The sequence below is a fragment of the Streptomyces sp. NPDC104761 genome (assembly GCF_055583445.1).
Genome location: NZ_JBVJNZ010000009.1, coordinates 112,784 through 127,510 on the forward strand (window position 1 = coordinate 112,784; position 14,727 = coordinate 127,510).

Genomic DNA, 14,727 nt, shown 5'->3' on the forward strand with positions numbered 1-14,727 from the left:
TTATCGGCGCACCGAGTTCCGCCCTCCGCGACCGCACCCGGTGGGCCGGGTCGACCGGCCGTGCCGGACCTGACTACCATCGGGCCCAGGTGTCCGGGCAGGTGGCCCGGTTTGGTTGGGGGTTTCTCATGGTCAGTGGTCGTGTGGTGCGGTTCGACAGCTCGCGCGGGTACGGGTTCATCGCTCCGGACGGCGGTGGCGAGGACGTTTTCCTGCACGTGAACGACATGCAGATGTCGGAGACGTACGTCCGCCCGGGCGTGGCGGTGGAGTTCGAGATCGAGGCGGGCGAGCGCGGCCCGAAGGCGTCCGGTGTCCGGCTCGCCCGCGGCGCCGACGTCCGCACGCTCGGTCCGGACGACGACTCGCTGTGCGACCTGCTCAGCGCGGACGAGTTCACCCGCGAGGTCACCGAGACGCTGCTGGCGTCGGCGCCCACGCTCACCGCCGAGGAGATCGTGCGGGTCCGGGGCGCGCTCGCCCAGTTCGCCAAGAACCACGGCTGGATCGAGGGCTGACCGCCCGCGGCGGCCGGCCGGCTCACGCGTCGCGCGTGCGGAGCGACCGGCCGCCCGCCATGAGGGCGGCGCCCGCCCAGAGGGCCAGGACGCCCAGTCCCTGCCAGGGCCCGATGGGCAGCCGGCCGGTGCCGACGGTCGCCTGGACGGCCAGTCCGGCCGTCATCGGCGCGACCTGCTGGAGGTGGCGCTGCCAGTCCGGGTCTGCCACGACGCGGGCGAGGATCGGGAAGACGAACAGCAGGGCCAGCACGATGCCGATCGCGGGGGCCGAGTCGCGCACGGCGAGGGCCACGCCCAGGCTCAGCAGGCCGATCAGGGCCAGGTAGAGCACTGAACCCGCCGCGGCCCGCAGGGTGGGCCCGTCGGTCAGCGACAGCGCCGGGTAGCCGTGTTCCGGGGTGAAGCCACGGCCCGGCCCGGCCAGTCGCCCGACCAGCAGCGAGCCGAGGACGGCGGCCGTCGCGGTTGCCAGCGTCACGGCGGTGAGCACGGCGGCCTTGGCGCACAGGACGGTCAGCCGTCGCGGGACCGCCGTGAGGGTCGTGCGCATCATGCCGGTGCCGTATTCGTCGCCGACCGACAGGACGGCGACCGCCCCGACCGCGGCCTGCCCCGCCATCACCCCGGTCAGGCAGAGCCGCACCGGGTCACCGCCGCAGTCGGCCGCGTCGCACCGGGAGGTCATGGCCACCCCGGCGCCGACCGCCACGGTCAGCACCAGCACGCCCAGCACGAGCCAGGCGTTGCCGGCGTCGGTGCGCAGTTTCGTCCACTCCGCGTGCCAGGCGCGCCTCATGCGTCCCTCCTGCGCAGCAGCACGACGCCGGTGCCGAACGCGAGGGCCGCGTAGCCGCACAGCACCGCGAGTCCGGCCCAGGGCGAGAGCGGGAAGTAACCGGACGAGGGCGAGTAGTCGGTCACCACCTGCGCGTACCGTACGACGCTCTGCTGGACGGCGAAGCCTGCGGCCGGGGTGACCCGCAGCAGCCACTCGGCAGCCCCGTCGGGCAGCACCGACGCCGTCGCGAGCAGGTAGGGCAGGACCGTGCCGGCGACCACCACGGTGATGGCGACGGCGCCGCGCCGCAGGACCGTGCCGACGCCGAGGGCGAGAACCGCGGCGGCGGCGAGCAGCAGGCCGGTGCCGACGACGACCCGCGCCTCGGTGCCGGCCGGCACGGTGAGCACCGGGAAGCCGCCGGCCCGCGAACGCGCGCCGCCGAACGGGACCATCACGGCGGCGGCGACCGTGCCGGCGACGAAGGAGACCCCGCCCACCACGAGCGCCTTGGCCACGAGGACCCGGCCGCGGTGCGGACTTGCGGCGAGGGTGAGGCCGATCAGTCCGCGCCGGTACTCGACGGTGATGTATCCGGCGGCGACCACCACGACCACGACGAGCCCGGCGAACGCGCCGACGACGAAGTTCTCGATGCTCCGCACCCCGCTGGCGGCCGGACCGCCGACGACCGGGGCGATGTCCCCGGCCCCGGTCACCGCGTACCCGGAACCGGCCCGGACGGCCGTCCCCTTGGTGCCGGCGGTGTAGCTGCCCGAGACCCCGGCGTCACGGCCCACCTGCCGGTACTGCCAACTTCCCCCCGCGAAGCCCCCGTTCAGTGTCGTCCGGTCGAAGGTGCCGGTGGCCACCGCGGGCGCGAGGCCGGAACCGGTGGCGGTGGCCTGCTCGGCCGACGGCGAGGTCACGAACAGCCCGGCCTGGACGGTGTCCGGAAGCCCTGCGAGCCGGGCAGTGCCGACCTCGCTCCAGGCGCGGCCGTCGGCCGACTGGTAGCCGGTGAGGACGTCCCCCGAGCGCCGCAGCCGGAGCCAGCCCGGCGACGACGCGGAGACCGCGCCCGCCGCCCCGGCGACGTCGTGCGTGTAGTCGTACTGCATCCGCACCCCGTGGCCGCCCGTGACCATGACGGCCGCGTACGACGAGCCCTGCGTCAGGCCGTCCTTGACGATGATCCCGGCCTTCGCCCAGGGTGCGAGGCCGGGTGCGGTACGGCCGGGACCGGTCCCGATCACGCCGGCGAGCGAGGTCACGGCGACGGTGAGGGTGCCGTCGCCGGTCAACGGCCGGTGCAGGAACGAGAAGTCGTCGTTGACCGCCTCGCCGCCGGGGCCGACCGGGAGGGACGACCCGGAGCCCTCGTTGCCGGCCGCGGTGGCGAGCAGCCCGACCAGGCAGATGAGGAGGACGGCGCCGACGCAGCTGACCCACCAGCCCCGCACGGTACGGAACTTGGTCCACTCGGCGTGCAGCAGCGCCCCGAACGCGCCGAGGGCGGCCGCGGTCATCGGCCGGCCTCCCCGGGCAGCGTCCCGCGGTACTGGACGGCGTCGCGGGTCAGTTCCATGTACGCCTCTTCCAGGGAGGCGCGGTGTGCGGCCACCTCGGCGAACGGCACGCCGCGCCCGGCGAGCAGCGAGACGACGCGCTCGGCGGGCAGCCCGGTGACGGTGACCGTGTCGGGGGCCGTGGAGCTGACGGTGGCACCGGCGCGCGCGAGTACGGTCATGGCGTCGGCGCGTGCGGAGGTGCGCAGCGTGACCTGCCCGCGGGAGACCAGGTCCAGCAGCGCGCGCACGCTCGTGTCGGCGACGACCCGGCCCCGGCCGACGACGATCACGTGGTCGGCGGTGTCCTGCAGTTCGCCCATGAGGTGGCTGGAGACCAGGACGGCCCGGCCCTCTGCGGCGAGGGCGGCGAGGAAGCCGCGCATCCAGCGGAAACCCTCCGGGTCGAGCCCGTTGAACGGCTCGTCCAGCATCACCGCGGGCGGGTCGCCGAGCAGGGCGGCCGCGATGCCGAGCCGCTGCCGCATGCCGAGGGAGAAGCCGCCCGCCTTCCGGTGCGCCACGTCCCCCAGGCCGACCTGGCCGAGCACCTCCGCGACCCGTCCGGCGCCCAGGCCCTGGGAGTGCGCCAGCCACAGCAGATGGTGGCGGGCGGTGCGGGCGGGCTGGACCGCGCCGGCGTCCAGCAGCGCCCCGAGGTGGGTGAAGGGGGTGCGCAGCTCCTGGTACCGGCGGCCGCCGACGAGGGCGCTGCCCCCGTCGGGCCGGTCCAGGCCGAGGATCACCCGCATCGTGGTGGACTTGCCCGCGCCGTTCGGGCCCACGAAGCCGGTGACCTGTCCGGGCCGGACGGTGAACTCCATCCCGTCCAGCGCCGGCACGCTCCCGAAGCGCTTGCGTAAGTCCCTGACCTCGATCGTCGTCTCCATGACCCACAGGTTAGGAAGCGCGGCGGCCGGATACGTCACCCCTCGGAGCCAGCTTTCGCATCCCTCGCACGGGGGACCACGAGTCCGGACTCGTAGGCGGCGATGACGGCTTGCGTACGGTCACGCAGGCCGAGCTTGGCGAGGATCCGGCTGACGTGGGTCTTGACCGTCTCCTCGCCGACGACGAGCCGGGCCGCGATCTCCGGGTTCGACAGCCCCTCGGCGACGAGCAGCAGGACCTCGGTCTCACGGGCGGTCAGGGTGCCCGGGCGGAGCGGGAGGCTCGCGGCGGCCCGGTCGGGCAGGCGGGCGAACTCGTCGATCAGCCGGCGGGTGACGGCGGGGGCGAGCAGCGCGTCCCCGGCGGCGACGACCCGTACCGCGTCGAAGAGCCGCTCGGCGGTGACCTCCTTGAGCAGGAAGCCGCTGGCACCGGCGCGCAGGGCGTCGTGGACGTACTCGTCCAGGTCGAAGGTGGTGAGGATGAGGACCCGCGGCCCGTCGATCCGTTCCGGGGCGGTGCCGAGGAGCCGGCGGGTGGCCTCGATGCCGTCCAGGCCCGGCATGCGGATGTCCATCAGGACGACGTCCGGGCCGGTTTCGCGGCACACGTCGATCACTTCGGCACCGTCGGCGGCGGTGCCGACGACGGTGAAGTCGGGCTGGGAGTCCAGCAACGCGGCGAAGCCGGTCCGGACGACCAGGTGGTCGTCGGCGATCACGACGCGGATCGGCGGGGTGGGGACGTTCATGCGCTCTCCTCCGTCCTGGCCTCGGGGTCGTCGCGCGGCGGCGCGGGAAAGCGGGCGGCCACCAGGAAGCCTCCGACGTCCGCCGCGCCGGTGCGGACGTCCCCGGCCACCGCGGCGGCCCGCTCCCGCATGCCCAGCAAGCCGTGTCCGTCGGACGGCCGGTCCGCGGCCGGCCCGGGACCGTTGTCGCGGACGCGCAGGTGCACGCGGTCGGCGGCGTAGTGCAGTTCGACGTCCACGGTGGCGCCCGGGGCGTGTTTGCGGGCGTTGGTGAGGGACTCCTGGACGATCCGGTACACAGCGAGTTCGACTCCGGCGTCCAGGGCGCGGGGAAAGCCGCTGAGGACCAGCCGGACACCGCCGCCGCTGGAGGCCGAACGGGCCTCGTCGAGAAGGTCGTTGAGGTGGCGCAGGTCCGGCTGGGGGCTGCGCTCGCCGCCGGTGGCGGACCCCGTGTCCTCGCGCAGCACACCGAGCAGCCGGCGCATCTCGATGAGCGCGGCGCGCGCGGTGTCCCCGATGCCGAGGAGGCGTGCGGCACCCTGGGCGGGCATGCCGGGGGTGGCCACCCGGGCGGTCTCGGCCTGTACGGCGATCATGGAGAGGTGGTGGCCGACGACGTCGTGGAGCTCACGGACGATCCGGGCGCGCTCACCCCGTGCCGCGTTCTCCCACTCGGTCGCGGCCATCACCCGGCGTACCGCGGAGTGCGCGCGGCGGTGCTCTGCGGCCCGCGCGGCGAGCCCGGCGCAGGCGGCGGCGGGCGCGAGCACCGCGAGGAGCACCGTGCGGGCCGCCGTGCCCGAGCCCGCGTCCGCAGCCGTGCCCTGGACGGCGGCGAGGGCCAGGGCGAGAAAGGGTGCGCCGAGCAGGAGCGCGAGCAGCGTGTGTCCGGTGCGGGCCAGCCGGTACTGGGCGACGAGCTGGGCGACGAGTCCGGCGACCGGCAGGGTGTGCAGGACGGTGAACGAGCCGAGGCTCGCGGCGGTGACCGTGACGCCGGCCGTCAACGGGCGCAGGAACAGCGGCGGTAGCGCCGTCGCCAGGCAGAACAGCACCAGCACCAGGCCGAGTTGCACACGGCCGGCACTGCCGGAGGCAGCGTCGGCGAACAGCCGCGGGACCGAGCCGTGGCCGGCGACGAACTCCGCGAGGGATTCGCCGACCGCGAGGAACCCGAGCAGCACCGCGTAGGGATACCGGCGTCGGGCGATCCGGCTGCGCAGCCGGCGCCAGGTGTCCCGCCCCGCCCCCGTACGCGTCACGCCGGTCAGTATGACAGCGAGGGTCCGTGACGAGGGTCACACTTCGGCGGTCGAACTTTGGCGTGCGCCCCGCATCTAGTTCGCGTCGGTTCGCGGGCGGCCGCGGATCAACCCCCCTCCGCGGCCGTCCCGTTCTTCCCTCTTCCTCGTCTTCGTCCAGCAAGGATCACTCAATGGGTTTTGTGGCTTACCTGCGCGGCTTCGCCCCCTGGATCGTCGCCGGTGTCGTCTCGGGCTTCGCCGACTGGCGGTGGGGTGCGCTCGGCGGTGTCGTCTCGGGCGTGCTGCTCCTGCTCCAGGACCTGCGCCGGGGTGTCGACCTCGACGCGCTCATCCTGGAGCTCAGCACCATCGTGTACTTCGTCGTGATCGGCGCCGTCTCCGTCGCGGACCCCGGCTCGGCGCTGAAGGACCACAGCGACGTCCTCTCGTTCGCCTGGCTGGCCGCCACCGCCTGGGGATCCATGGCGATCCGCCGTCCCTTCACCCTGGGCATCGCCAAACGCCAGACGCCGCGCGAGTACTGGGACATGCCGCAGTTCCTCCAGGTCAACAACCACATCACCAGCGCCTGGGGAGCCGGCTTCACCTTCATCGCCGTCGTCCTCGCGATCGGCGGCGCGGTGGACGCCCCGGCCTGGGTCGGCATCACCGCGCACGTCGTCGGCCTCGCCGTCCCGATCGTCTTCACGAAGGTCTACCCCGAGCGGGTGCAGCGGCGCCTGCTGGAGTCGCAGGGGCTGCTGTCCGTACCCGAGTGACCCGCGGCCGCCCCGGACCCGACCCCGCACGCGGCCGGCGCCGCCCCGCCGGCCCGGACAAGGAAAGCACCATGACCGAAGAGACCATCCTCCCCCGCTACCTCCGGGGCCGCTTCGCGCCGGTCCCCGAGGAGCACGACGCCCTCGACCTCACCGTGCGCGGCACCCTGCCGCCCGAGTTGGACGGCCGCTACCTGCGCAACGGCCCCAACCCGCTGCCCGGCGAGGACGACGGCCACTGGTTCACCGGCCCCGGCATGCTGCACGGCGTCCGGCTGCGCGACGGCCGCGCCGAGTGGTACCGCAACCGGTGGATCCGTACCAGGGAGCTGGACGGCCACCCCTTCGTCCGCGCGGACGGCACCTTCGACCTGACCGCGACGCCGGGCAACACGCATGTCATCCGGCACGCGGACACGGTGCTGGCGCTGTGCGAGGTCGGCTTCCCCTACCGGGTCACCCCGGCGCTGGAGACCGTCGGCCCGTACGACTTCGGCGGCAGGCTGACCACCGCGATGACCGCACACCCCAAGGAGGACCCGGTCACCGGCGAACTCCACCTGTTCGGCACCGGGTTCGCCCCGCCGTACCTCACCTACCACCGGGTCACCGCGGACGGGGAGCTGGTCGACAGCCGCCCGGTCGAGGTGCCGGGCCCGACGATGATGCACGACTTCGCGATCACCGAGCACCACATCGTCTGGATGGACCTGCCCGTGGTCTTCCGGCCCGAACTCGCCGGGCAGGGCGGCATGCCCTACCGGTGGGACGACGGCTACGGCGCCCGGCTCGGCATCATGTCCCGCACGCCCGGCAGCACCGAGGTGCGCTGGTTCGACGTCGACCCCTGCTACGTCTTCCACGTCGGCAACGCCCACGAGGACGCCGGGGGACGGATCGTGCTCGACGCGGTGCGCTACGACCACGACAGGTTCGAGCACGCCTGGGGCGACATCGGCGGGCCCACCGGCGTGGCCGTCGTACCGGAGCCGGGCCTCGTCCAGACGCCCTCGGTGCTGTACCGCTGGACCCTCGACCCGGCCACCGGCCGGGCCACCGAGCGCCAACTGGACGACCGGGACGCCGAGTTCCCCACCCACAACGAGACCCTGACCGGGCGCGAGAACCGCTATCTGTACACGGTCTCGGGGGACGGCATCGCCAAGCACGACCTCACCGGCGAGACCACCCGCGTGCACGCGACTCCCGGTGCACGCTACGCGGGTGAGGCGGTGTTCGTCCCGGCCGCGGACGGCCGGAGCGAGGACGAGGGCTGGCTGCTCTCGCTCGTCTCCGACGACGACGGCAAGGCCGGGGAACTGCTCGTCCTCGACGCCTCCGACCTGTCCGAGCAGGCGGTGGTGGAACTCCCCTACGCTGTCCCGGCGGGCTTCCACGGCAGCTGGCTGCCGGAACCCGGCGACGGCCGGGACTAGGGCCTGTCTGACAATTCCCGTCGTCGCCCGGAGGGCGGCCTCGCGGCGTCAGGTGCGTGCTCTCGGTGTGCCGGGCCCTGGCCCACGTACTGGACGTACTTGGGTCAGGGCCCGGTGCGGCGAGAGTGCGTGCATGGCGTCGTGAGGCAGGCGGGAATTGTCAGACAGGCCCTAGGACCGCCCGAGGCCCGCGAGAGCAGGGAGGCCGTGACGATGAGCCGGGAGACGGCCGGAGCCGCGCGGGTCGAGGACGCGGTGCTCACGCGGGCGGCGCAGGCCGGGGAGGTCGCCGCCCTCGGGCTCCTGCTCGAACGCCACCGCGCGGGGATGCGCGCGGTGGCGCTCAGCCTGCTCGGGCCGGGCCCGGACGCCGAGGACGTCGTGCAGGACGCGGCCCTGACCGCGCTCCGGCGGATCGGCGACGTCCGCGACCCGGGGGCGGTGGGCCCATGGCTGCGGATGATCGTGCGCAACGCCGCCCGCTCCCTGCTGCGGGACGCGGTCCCGGTCCGGCCGGTGGACGAGGCCCTGCACCTGCCGTCCACGGAGGCCGGTCCGGAGCAGTGGCTGGAACGGAGCGCGCTGCGGGACTGGGTCTGGAGCAGCTCTCCCCGGCACTGCGGCTGCCGTTGGTGCTGCGCCACTTCACCACGGGCGTCACCTCGTACGAGCGGATAGCCGGCGTCTGCGGGATCCCCGTCGGCACCGTCCGCAGCCGGCTCAGCCAGGGCAGGGCCAAGCTCGCGGCCGCCCTGGCCGGTACGGCCGACACCGCGCACGGCGACACCGCGCGGCGTACCCGGGACAGCCTTACCCAGGCCCGGGAGACCCTCGCCGCCGCCGAGAGCGGGCACTTCGGAGCACTGCTCACGGAACGCTGGTCGCCGGAGGTCGCGCTGCTCAGGGGCGGCGACCGGGTCGGGGGCGGCGACCTGCTGGTGCGCGCCATGGACGGCGACGTCGCGGCCGGGGTGCGGCAGCGGCTCGTCCATGCGGTCGCCGGCCGGTCGCTGGCCGTGTGGGAGATGGACATCGTCAACCCGGCCGACGCCCCCGGGCACTGCCCGCCCGCCGTGGCCTGGCTCATGACGCTGGACGAGGCCGGCCGGGTGCACCGGCTGCGCCTCGTCCATCCGCGACCGCTCCAGGCGATGGAACGGCTCCCGGTGCTGTGAGCCGTCAGGCGCGGGGAGCGGCCTCCGCCTCCGGCGTCCCGGCCTCGGCGGCGAGGACCCTGGCCCGCAGGTCCGCCGGGAAGACGCCGTCGAACGTGGCCTGCGGGGCCCGCCCGTGGCCCTCGGCCGGGAGCAGCGCGTCGTGGACGACGACGGCTCCCCAGCCGCCGTGCAGCTCCTCCTCGGTGAAGCACGGGTACCACGGCATGATCGGCCCGTGCCACTGCTCCTGCCGCAGCGACGGATGGACCCGGGTGGCCAGTGCCCACAGCAGGTCCGAGTCGTTCACCGGGTCGACGTCGTCGTCGCCGCGCACGGCCGCTTCCTGGGACCAGTTGCGCGCCCCCGAGTTCACGCCGTGACCGCATGTACGTGACCGACCTGGGCGGATCCGTCTACACGGCCACCCGCGACGGATCGGACCGACACGAGCTCCTCGTCGTCCAGGGCAACCTCACCCGTATCGCCCACGCCGTCCTGCAGACGACGTGACAAGAGGGGCCCGAGGGGGCGCGGCGAACTGCGCGATCAGCCACGACGCCGCCGCAGCCGGCTGGAGCCGACGGAACCCGGCCAGGACGCCCGATCCACGCCCGACGTCACGCACCGTGGGGCGCCCGCCCCACGTCACGCACCGCCGACGCCCGCCCCACGTCACGCACCGTGCGGGGCCCGTGGCGTCGTCCGCAGGTGCGGGCCCTTGATGGAGAGCCGGCCGCCGAACTGGGTGATCTGGGAGGCTGTCGCCGCGGCGAGTGTGATGGTGCGGGTGCGGGTGGCCGGGTGCGAGAGCCAGCGGGGTACCGCGTCGGGGGTGACGGAGACGGTGCGGTCGGCCGGGAGCGGGCTTCCCCCGAGGCCCGTGACCCTGCCGGTCAGTCTGCGGACGTAGAGGGTGGCCACCCCGCCGGTGCCCGGCCCCCTGAGCGTGGAGGTGGTCGCCGGCCTCGCCCGCAGGCGCATCGCCGCGCGGCCCCGGCCCGCGGTCAGATCGAGGTTGACGGCGTCCAGCGACCGTACGGTGAACTTCAGGGCCCGCACGCTTCCGGTCCCGGTGCGCAGCGAGACCACCCCGCGGAACCGGGCGCCGCGGAGCACGAGCCGGTCGGCGCGGAGCACGCAGGGGCCCTTCGCGGAACGGACCGGAGACGACGAACCGAGCCGCGCGCCACCACTGCCGGACAGGTGCGGGACGTCGAGGCGCGGGAGCACGAGCACGGCGGCCACCGCCAGCGCGGCCGCCAGGGGCCGGGCCGCACGACCGGGCACGCGGCCGGCCGTACGCGCGCACGGGTCAGGTGCCACTGCGCTCCTCCCCCGCCGCGGCCGTCGGCGCGGGCCGGTGGTCCGGTGCGGTCGGCGGTTCGACGGCCGGGGGTGGCAGCCAGGCACAGGCCAGGGAGCCGCCGACCAGGCCGAGGGCCACGCCGAGGAAGAGACCGCCGAAGTTCGCGACGGGGAAGGAGACGACGGCGAGCAGGAGGGTGGCGATCCCGGCGAACACCCGGAGATGGGGGCGCCAGCAGAGCGCGATGCCCAGGGTCAGGAGCAGCGTTCCGATCAGCAGGGAGCCGGCGCCGGAGGTGGTCGACAGGGCGAGCGGAATCCCGCCCAGGTTCAGGTTCGCGTAGGGCCAGTAGAGGATGGGCAGACCGGCGGCGAAGGTGAACAGCCCGGCCCAGAAGGGACGTTCACCACGCCAGGTGCGGAACCTGGGCCGGAACTCCGGTGCTCTGGCGAGCAGTTCACGTCCTCTGCCGAAAGGGTTGGTGATCACGCGTCCTGTCCTGATGAGTGCGGTTACGGTCCCCGTGCACGGCGGCCACCCGGGTCAGAAGCATGCGTGGTCGCCGTGCTCGACCCGCAGTCGCAGACCGGGAACGTTGAGGGTGCCCGCGGAGACCGCGACCGCGGTCACCCGCACGTCGTCCAGGGTGGTCGTCAGCGACTGCTGGGCGACGCCGTCGGGATCGAAGAAGCGCGAGTCCCGGTCCCCCGGCCTGATCGGGCCCTTGGTGACGGCTCCCTGCGCGACGCCGATGTCGAGGCTGCCGAAATTCGCCTCGGCGACGGACTCGCTCGTCGCGTCGATGAACAGGTTCGAGGCCTCGGCCGGGCGGCCGTCACCACCGGTGAGCCGCAGCGTCTGGGTGCCCAGCACGGGGACGTCGACGACGACGGACTGGCACAGCCCGCTGAGCGTGGCCTGCCGGAACCCGGAGACCACGACGGGCACGAGTTCGTGCTTCCTCGTGACGTCCACCATGCCGTAGAGGCTGAAGCCGCGGGCGGTCAGTCTGTCGGCGGCGACCTGGAACTGCTGTCCGGAGATGAAGAACGAGGCGGCGAGCGCCCCCTGCGCCATGGCGACGCCCACGGCCGCGCAGGCGGCGACGCCGGGCACCAGGACCACCGCGAAGCGTCTCCAACGGGTTCTTCCGGCGCGGGGCGACATCCCTTCTCCTTCGGTCGTGAGGTGGTCCCACCCATGCCGACAAGGCAGCAGATGCACCGTTCGTCCGGTGACGGATCCTAGGCTCCCGGCTGCGCCGACCGACTGCACGCCGGGCCCGCCGGACGAGTGACGCAAGTTCTGCTGCTCTCTTCGGGTGACCGAGCCGGTGCGCCGCCCTCAGGACGCGAACGGCACCTGCGCCGACGGCACTTCACCCGTCCCGGCCGGGTGCCGCCACACGCCCTGCGCGGCCAGCCGGGGCAGCACCCCTTCGCCGAACCAGTACGCCTCCTCCAGATGCGGGTACCCGGACAGCACGAACTCCTCGATGCCCAGCGCCGCGTACTCCCTGATCCGCTCGGCGACCTCGTCGTGGGAGCCGACCAGGGCGGTCCCGGCGCCGCCCCGGACCAGCCCGATGCCCGCCCAGAGGTTGGGGTGGATCTCCAGCGCGTCCCGCCGGCCGCCGTGCAGCGCCAGCATCCGCTGCTGCCCCTCGGACTCGCTGCGGGCGAGCCCCGACTGCACCGACCGCACGGTCTCCGGGTCGAACCCGTCGAGGAGCCGGCCGGCCTCGGCCCACGCCTGCTCGGAGGTGTCCCGGGTGATGACGTGCAGCCGGATCCCGAACCGCAGGGTGCGCCCCTGCTCCGCCGCGAGCCCCCGGATCCACGCGATCTTCGCGGCGACCTGGGCCGGCGGCTCCCCCCAGGTCAGGTACACGTCGACGAAGCGGGCCGCGACCTCGCCCGCGACCGGCGAGGACCCCCCGAAGTACACCTCGGGCACCGGCTCCGGCACCCGGGCCAGCCTGGCGTCCTCGACCCGCAGGTGCTCCCCGTCCAGGTCGACGGCCTTGCCCTCCCACAGCCCCCGTACGATCTCCAGGAACTCCCCGGTACGGCGGTACCGGGCGTCCTTGTCGAGGAAGTCCCCGTAGGCCCGCTGTTCGTGGCTCTCGCCGCCGGTCACCACGTTGAGCAGCAGGCGTCCGCCGGTCTGCCGCTGAAAGGTGGACGCCATCTGCGCGGCGAGCGTCGGTGAGACGAACCCGGGCCGGAAGGCGACCAGGAACTTCAGCCGCTCGGTGTGCTGGCTGACCATCGCCGTGGTCAGCCAGGCGTCCTCGCACCAGGCACCGGTGGGGGTGAGCGCCCCCACGAAGCCGAGGTCCTCCGCGGCCCTGGCGATCTGGCTCAGGTAGGCGACCGTGGGCGGCCGGTCCCGTCCGGAGGCCGTCGCCGGGGTGCCGTGACCGCCGCCGACGACGTGCCGGCTGTCCCCGTTGGTGGGCAGGAACCAGTGGAAGGTGAGGGACACGGGCGTCTCCGATCGAAAAAAGGGGGGCGGGGGGTCACAGGAGGCCGTGGCGGGGCGGCCGGGTGCCGTTGAGGACGTACCGGCCGATGTGCTGGATCTTCCAGCGGGCCGGATCGTGCAGGGTGTGGGTCCGGGCGTCCCGCCAGTGCCGGTGCAGATTGAGGGAGTCGAGGGCCGAGCGGGTGCCGGACACCTCGAAGAGCGCCCCGGCGACGGTCACGGCCGTCTCGGCCGCCTGCACCTTCGCGGCGGCCACGGCGACGGACGCCTCGGCGGCCGACGCGTCGGTGAGCTCGGCGCCGGCCGCGTCGACCGCGCGGGCGGCCTCCCGAAGCAGGGCCTCGGACGCCCTCACCTGGACGGCGAGTTCACCGAACCGCTGGATCAGCAGCGGGTCCTCGGCGGCGGAATCCACCCCGCTCTCGAACCAGGGCCGGCTCTTGGTGCGCACGAACTCGGCGGCCTCCGCCAGCGCTCCCTGGGCGATCCCGGCATCGATGGCAGCGTGCAGCAACTGGGCCACCGCACCGTGGAGTTGAGGCCCCTGGAAGGTGAGGTGATGCGGCAGCACGCGGTCGGCGGGTACGGCCACACCGTCCAGCCGGACGGTCCCGCTGGCGGTCGTACGCTGCCCCATGCCGTCCCAGTCGTCGACGACGGTGAGGCCGGGCGCGCCCCGGGGCACGTACGCGACGTGCAGGTTGTCGTCCTCCGTGCGGGCCAGGACGGGGATCCAGTCGGCGAAGAGGGCACCGGTGGAGTAGTGCTTGACCCCGGTCAGCAGATAGGTGCCGTCGCCCTGGCGCTCCAGGCGGGTGCGGATGTCCTGGACGTGTTTCGTGCCGGCCTCGGACTGGGCGTTGCCGAAGCGGCGGCCGGCGAGCAGTTCGGCGAAGAAGAACTTCCGCTGCTCCTCGGTGCCCTGACGGCGGATCACATTCACGTACACGAAGTGGCTCTGCGGGATCTGGGCGAGGCTGCCGTCGGCCGAGCCGAGGAGGCGGAAGATCTCCGCGAGGGTCAGGGCGTCGACGTCCGCGCCGCCGTGTTCGGCGGGCACCGTGACGCCCAGCAGGCCGGAGGCCGACAGACGGTCCAGCTCGGCGCGGGGCAGCCTGCGTTCGGTGTCCCGCTCGGCGGCTCCGGCCCGGAACCCGTCGGCCAGGGCCGCCGCCACGGCGAGGGCCTCGGTGTCGTCGGCGATGACGTGGGCGGTCATCGGGTCAGCTCGCCGCGGCCAGGACGGGCGTGCGGCCCAGGAGCGCGGCCGAGAACTGGTCGACGACCGGGGCGAGGGCCTCGGCGGCGGCCGGCGCGAGGGTCAGGGTGCCGTCCTCCCCCACGGTGATGTCCTTGTCGAGGGTGAACCAGCCCTGGACTATGTGGGCGGCGCCCATGGAGTTGAGGACCGGGCGCAGTGCGTAGTCGATGGCGAGGACGTGTGCGACGGAGCCGCCGGTGGCCAGCGGCAGCACGGTCTTGCCGGTGAGCGCGTACTGCGGGAGCAGGTCGAGGAGGGCCTTGAGGATTCCGGAGTACGAGGCCTTGTAGACCGGGGTGCCGACCACCACCCCGTCGGCGCGGGCGAACAGCTCGGTCGCCCCGACGATCGCCGGATGCCGGAAGTCGGCGCCGAGCAGGGCCTCGGCGGGGATGGTGCGGACGTCGAGCGGGACCACCTGGTGGCCCTGGGCGGTCAGCCGCTGGTCCAGGTGGCGCAGCAGGCGGCCGGTGCGGGAGGAGGCGGAGGGACTGCCGGAGACGGACAGGACGGTGGCCATGGAGCTGCCTCTTTCGTGGCTTCGC

Annotated in this window: 18 protein-coding genes; 6 read left to right on the top strand and 12 right to left on the bottom strand. The window is 74.0% G+C overall.

The window, feature by feature from the left end:
• Positions 1 to 128 precede the first annotated feature (128 nt).
• Entirely contained in the window at positions 129 to 518 is a 390-nt protein-coding gene (locus tag ACZ63F_RS24515; protein WP_352360713.1) for a cold-shock protein, read from the top strand.
• Positions 519 to 540: 22 nt separating this feature from the next.
• Here ACZ63F_RS24515 and ACZ63F_RS24520 read toward each other — a convergent pair whose 3' ends face one another.
• From ACZ63F_RS24520 to ACZ63F_RS24540, 5 genes are read right to left on the bottom strand one after another with little or no spacing between them, the layout of a single operon-like run.
• Entirely contained in the window at positions 541 to 1,317 is a 777-nt protein-coding gene (locus ACZ63F_RS24520; RefSeq protein ID WP_469713719.1) for an ABC transporter permease, read from the bottom strand.
• On the bottom strand, positions 1,314 to 2,828 hold the full coding sequence (locus tag ACZ63F_RS24525; RefSeq protein WP_469713720.1) for a DUF1349 domain-containing protein: 1,515 nt from the start codon (positions 2,826 to 2,828) through the stop codon (positions 1,314 to 1,316). The genes ACZ63F_RS24520 and ACZ63F_RS24525 overlap by 4 nt, the downstream gene beginning before the upstream one ends.
• Positions 2,825 to 3,757, bottom strand: coding sequence for an ATP-binding cassette domain-containing protein (locus ACZ63F_RS24530; protein ID WP_469713722.1), 933 nt, complete (start codon positions 3,755 to 3,757; stop codon positions 2,825 to 2,827). Before ACZ63F_RS24530 ends, ACZ63F_RS24525 begins: the two co-directional genes overlap by 4 nt.
• Before the next feature lie 35 nt (positions 3,758 to 3,792).
• A complete protein-coding gene (locus ACZ63F_RS24535) occupies positions 3,793 to 4,509 on the bottom strand; it encodes a response regulator transcription factor (protein ID WP_469713724.1) in 717 nt (238 codons plus the stop codon).
• A complete protein-coding gene (locus tag ACZ63F_RS24540; RefSeq protein ID WP_469713726.1) occupies positions 4,506 to 5,774 on the bottom strand; it encodes a sensor histidine kinase in 1,269 nt (422 codons plus the stop codon). Before ACZ63F_RS24540 ends, ACZ63F_RS24535 begins: the two co-directional genes overlap by 4 nt.
• A gap of 173 nt (positions 5,775 to 5,947) precedes the next feature.
• Here ACZ63F_RS24540 and ACZ63F_RS24545 point away from each other — a divergent pair, with 173 nt between their 5' ends.
• The 4 genes from ACZ63F_RS24545 to ACZ63F_RS24560 all read left to right on the top strand — a co-directional run bounded on the left by ACZ63F_RS24545 (position 5,948) and on the right by ACZ63F_RS24560 (position 9,146).
• Positions 5,948 to 6,535: a hypothetical protein gene (locus ACZ63F_RS24545; protein WP_469713728.1), complete on the top strand. Its 588-nt coding sequence runs from the start codon at positions 5,948 to 5,950 to the stop codon at positions 6,533 to 6,535.
• Between the two features lie 71 nt (positions 6,536 to 6,606).
• Positions 6,607 to 7,971 (top strand): carotenoid oxygenase family protein, encoded by a 1,365-nt coding sequence (locus ACZ63F_RS24550; RefSeq protein WP_469713729.1) that lies wholly within the window; start codon positions 6,607 to 6,609, stop codon positions 7,969 to 7,971.
• Positions 7,972 to 8,184: 213 nt separating this feature from the next.
• Positions 8,185 to 8,649 (top strand): RNA polymerase sigma factor, encoded by a 465-nt coding sequence (locus tag ACZ63F_RS24555; RefSeq protein ID WP_469713731.1) that lies wholly within the window; start codon positions 8,185 to 8,187, stop codon positions 8,647 to 8,649.
• Complete coding sequence (locus ACZ63F_RS24560; protein ID WP_469713732.1) at positions 8,535 to 9,146, top strand: sigma factor-like helix-turn-helix DNA-binding protein; 612 nt, start codon at positions 8,535 to 8,537, stop codon at positions 9,144 to 9,146. Before ACZ63F_RS24555 ends, ACZ63F_RS24560 begins: the two co-directional genes overlap by 115 nt.
• 4 nt (positions 9,147 to 9,150) lie before the next feature.
• Here the strand turns inward: ACZ63F_RS24560 and ACZ63F_RS24565 are convergent, their stop codons facing one another.
• Entirely contained in the window at positions 9,151 to 9,501 is a 351-nt protein-coding gene (locus ACZ63F_RS24565) for a hypothetical protein (protein ID WP_469713734.1), read from the bottom strand.
• Between the two features lie 11 nt (positions 9,502 to 9,512).
• Here ACZ63F_RS24565 and ACZ63F_RS24570 point away from each other — a divergent pair, with 11 nt between their 5' ends.
• Positions 9,513 to 9,638, top strand: coding sequence for a hypothetical protein (locus ACZ63F_RS24570; RefSeq protein ID WP_469713735.1), 126 nt, complete (start codon positions 9,513 to 9,515; stop codon positions 9,636 to 9,638).
• A gap of 162 nt (positions 9,639 to 9,800) precedes the next feature.
• Here the strand turns inward: ACZ63F_RS24570 and ACZ63F_RS24575 are convergent, their stop codons facing one another.
• The 6 genes from ACZ63F_RS24575 to ssuE form a co-directional block, all read right to left on the bottom strand.
• A complete protein-coding gene (locus tag ACZ63F_RS24575) occupies positions 9,801 to 10,415 on the bottom strand; it encodes a hypothetical protein (protein ID WP_469713736.1) in 615 nt (204 codons plus the stop codon).
• Positions 10,416 to 10,440: 25 nt separating this feature from the next.
• Positions 10,441 to 10,923 (bottom strand): DUF6114 domain-containing protein, encoded by a 483-nt coding sequence (locus ACZ63F_RS24580; protein WP_469713737.1) that lies wholly within the window; start codon positions 10,921 to 10,923, stop codon positions 10,441 to 10,443.
• Between the two features lie 54 nt (positions 10,924 to 10,977).
• The gene (locus ACZ63F_RS24585; protein WP_469713738.1) at positions 10,978 to 11,601 is read right to left on the bottom strand and encodes a DUF6230 family protein; all 624 of its coding nucleotides are present in this window, start codon (positions 11,599 to 11,601) and stop codon (positions 10,978 to 10,980) included.
• Positions 11,602 to 11,778: 177 nt separating this feature from the next.
• Positions 11,779 to 12,921, bottom strand: coding sequence for an LLM class flavin-dependent oxidoreductase (locus tag ACZ63F_RS24590; RefSeq protein WP_390643176.1), 1,143 nt, complete (start codon positions 12,919 to 12,921; stop codon positions 11,779 to 11,781).
• A gap of 34 nt (positions 12,922 to 12,955) precedes the next feature.
• Positions 12,956 to 14,140 carry an SfnB family sulfur acquisition oxidoreductase gene (locus tag ACZ63F_RS24595; protein WP_469713740.1) on the bottom strand — a complete coding sequence of 395 codons (1,185 nt, stop codon included), beginning with the start codon at positions 14,138 to 14,140 and terminating at the stop codon, positions 12,956 to 12,958.
• Between the two features lie 4 nt (positions 14,141 to 14,144).
• Positions 14,145 to 14,702 carry an NADPH-dependent FMN reductase gene (ssuE, locus tag ACZ63F_RS24600; RefSeq protein WP_469713741.1) on the bottom strand — a complete coding sequence of 186 codons (558 nt, stop codon included), beginning with the start codon at positions 14,700 to 14,702 and terminating at the stop codon, positions 14,145 to 14,147.
• Positions 14,703 to 14,727: the final 25 nt, after the last annotated feature.

What these genes read in the sequence shown, in the direction of transcription:
- ACZ63F_RS24515 (WP_352360713.1), top strand. Translation starts at nt 129, where the DNA reads ATGGTCAGTGGTCGTGTGGTGCGGTTCGACAGCTCGCGCGGGTACGGG.
- ACZ63F_RS24520 (WP_469713719.1), bottom strand. Translation starts at nt 1,317, where the DNA reads ATGAGGCGCGCCTGGCACGCGGAGTGGACGAAACTGCGCACCGACGCC.
- ACZ63F_RS24525 (WP_469713720.1), bottom strand. Translation starts at nt 2,828, where the DNA reads ATGACCGCGGCCGCCCTCGGCGCGTTCGGGGCGCTGCTGCACGCCGAG.
- ACZ63F_RS24530 (WP_469713722.1), bottom strand. Translation starts at nt 3,757, where the DNA reads ATGGAGACGACGATCGAGGTCAGGGACTTACGCAAGCGCTTCGGGAGC.
- ACZ63F_RS24535 (WP_469713724.1), bottom strand. Translation starts at nt 4,509, where the DNA reads ATGAACGTCCCCACCCCGCCGATCCGCGTCGTGATCGCCGACGACCAC.
- ACZ63F_RS24545 (WP_469713728.1), top strand. Translation starts at nt 5,948, where the DNA reads ATGGGTTTTGTGGCTTACCTGCGCGGCTTCGCCCCCTGGATCGTCGCC.
- ACZ63F_RS24550 (WP_469713729.1), top strand. Translation starts at nt 6,607, where the DNA reads ATGACCGAAGAGACCATCCTCCCCCGCTACCTCCGGGGCCGCTTCGCG.
- ACZ63F_RS24555 (WP_469713731.1), top strand. Translation starts at nt 8,185, where the DNA reads ATGAGCCGGGAGACGGCCGGAGCCGCGCGGGTCGAGGACGCGGTGCTC.
- ACZ63F_RS24570 (WP_469713735.1), top strand. Translation starts at nt 9,513, where the DNA reads ATGTACGTGACCGACCTGGGCGGATCCGTCTACACGGCCACCCGCGAC.
- ACZ63F_RS24585 (WP_469713738.1), bottom strand. Translation starts at nt 11,601, where the DNA reads ATGTCGCCCCGCGCCGGAAGAACCCGTTGGAGACGCTTCGCGGTGGTC.
- ACZ63F_RS24595 (WP_469713740.1), bottom strand. Translation starts at nt 14,140, where the DNA reads ATGACCGCCCACGTCATCGCCGACGACACCGAGGCCCTCGCCGTGGCG.
- ssuE (WP_469713741.1), bottom strand. Translation starts at nt 14,702, where the DNA reads ATGGCCACCGTCCTGTCCGTCTCCGGCAGTCCCTCCGCCTCCTCCCGC.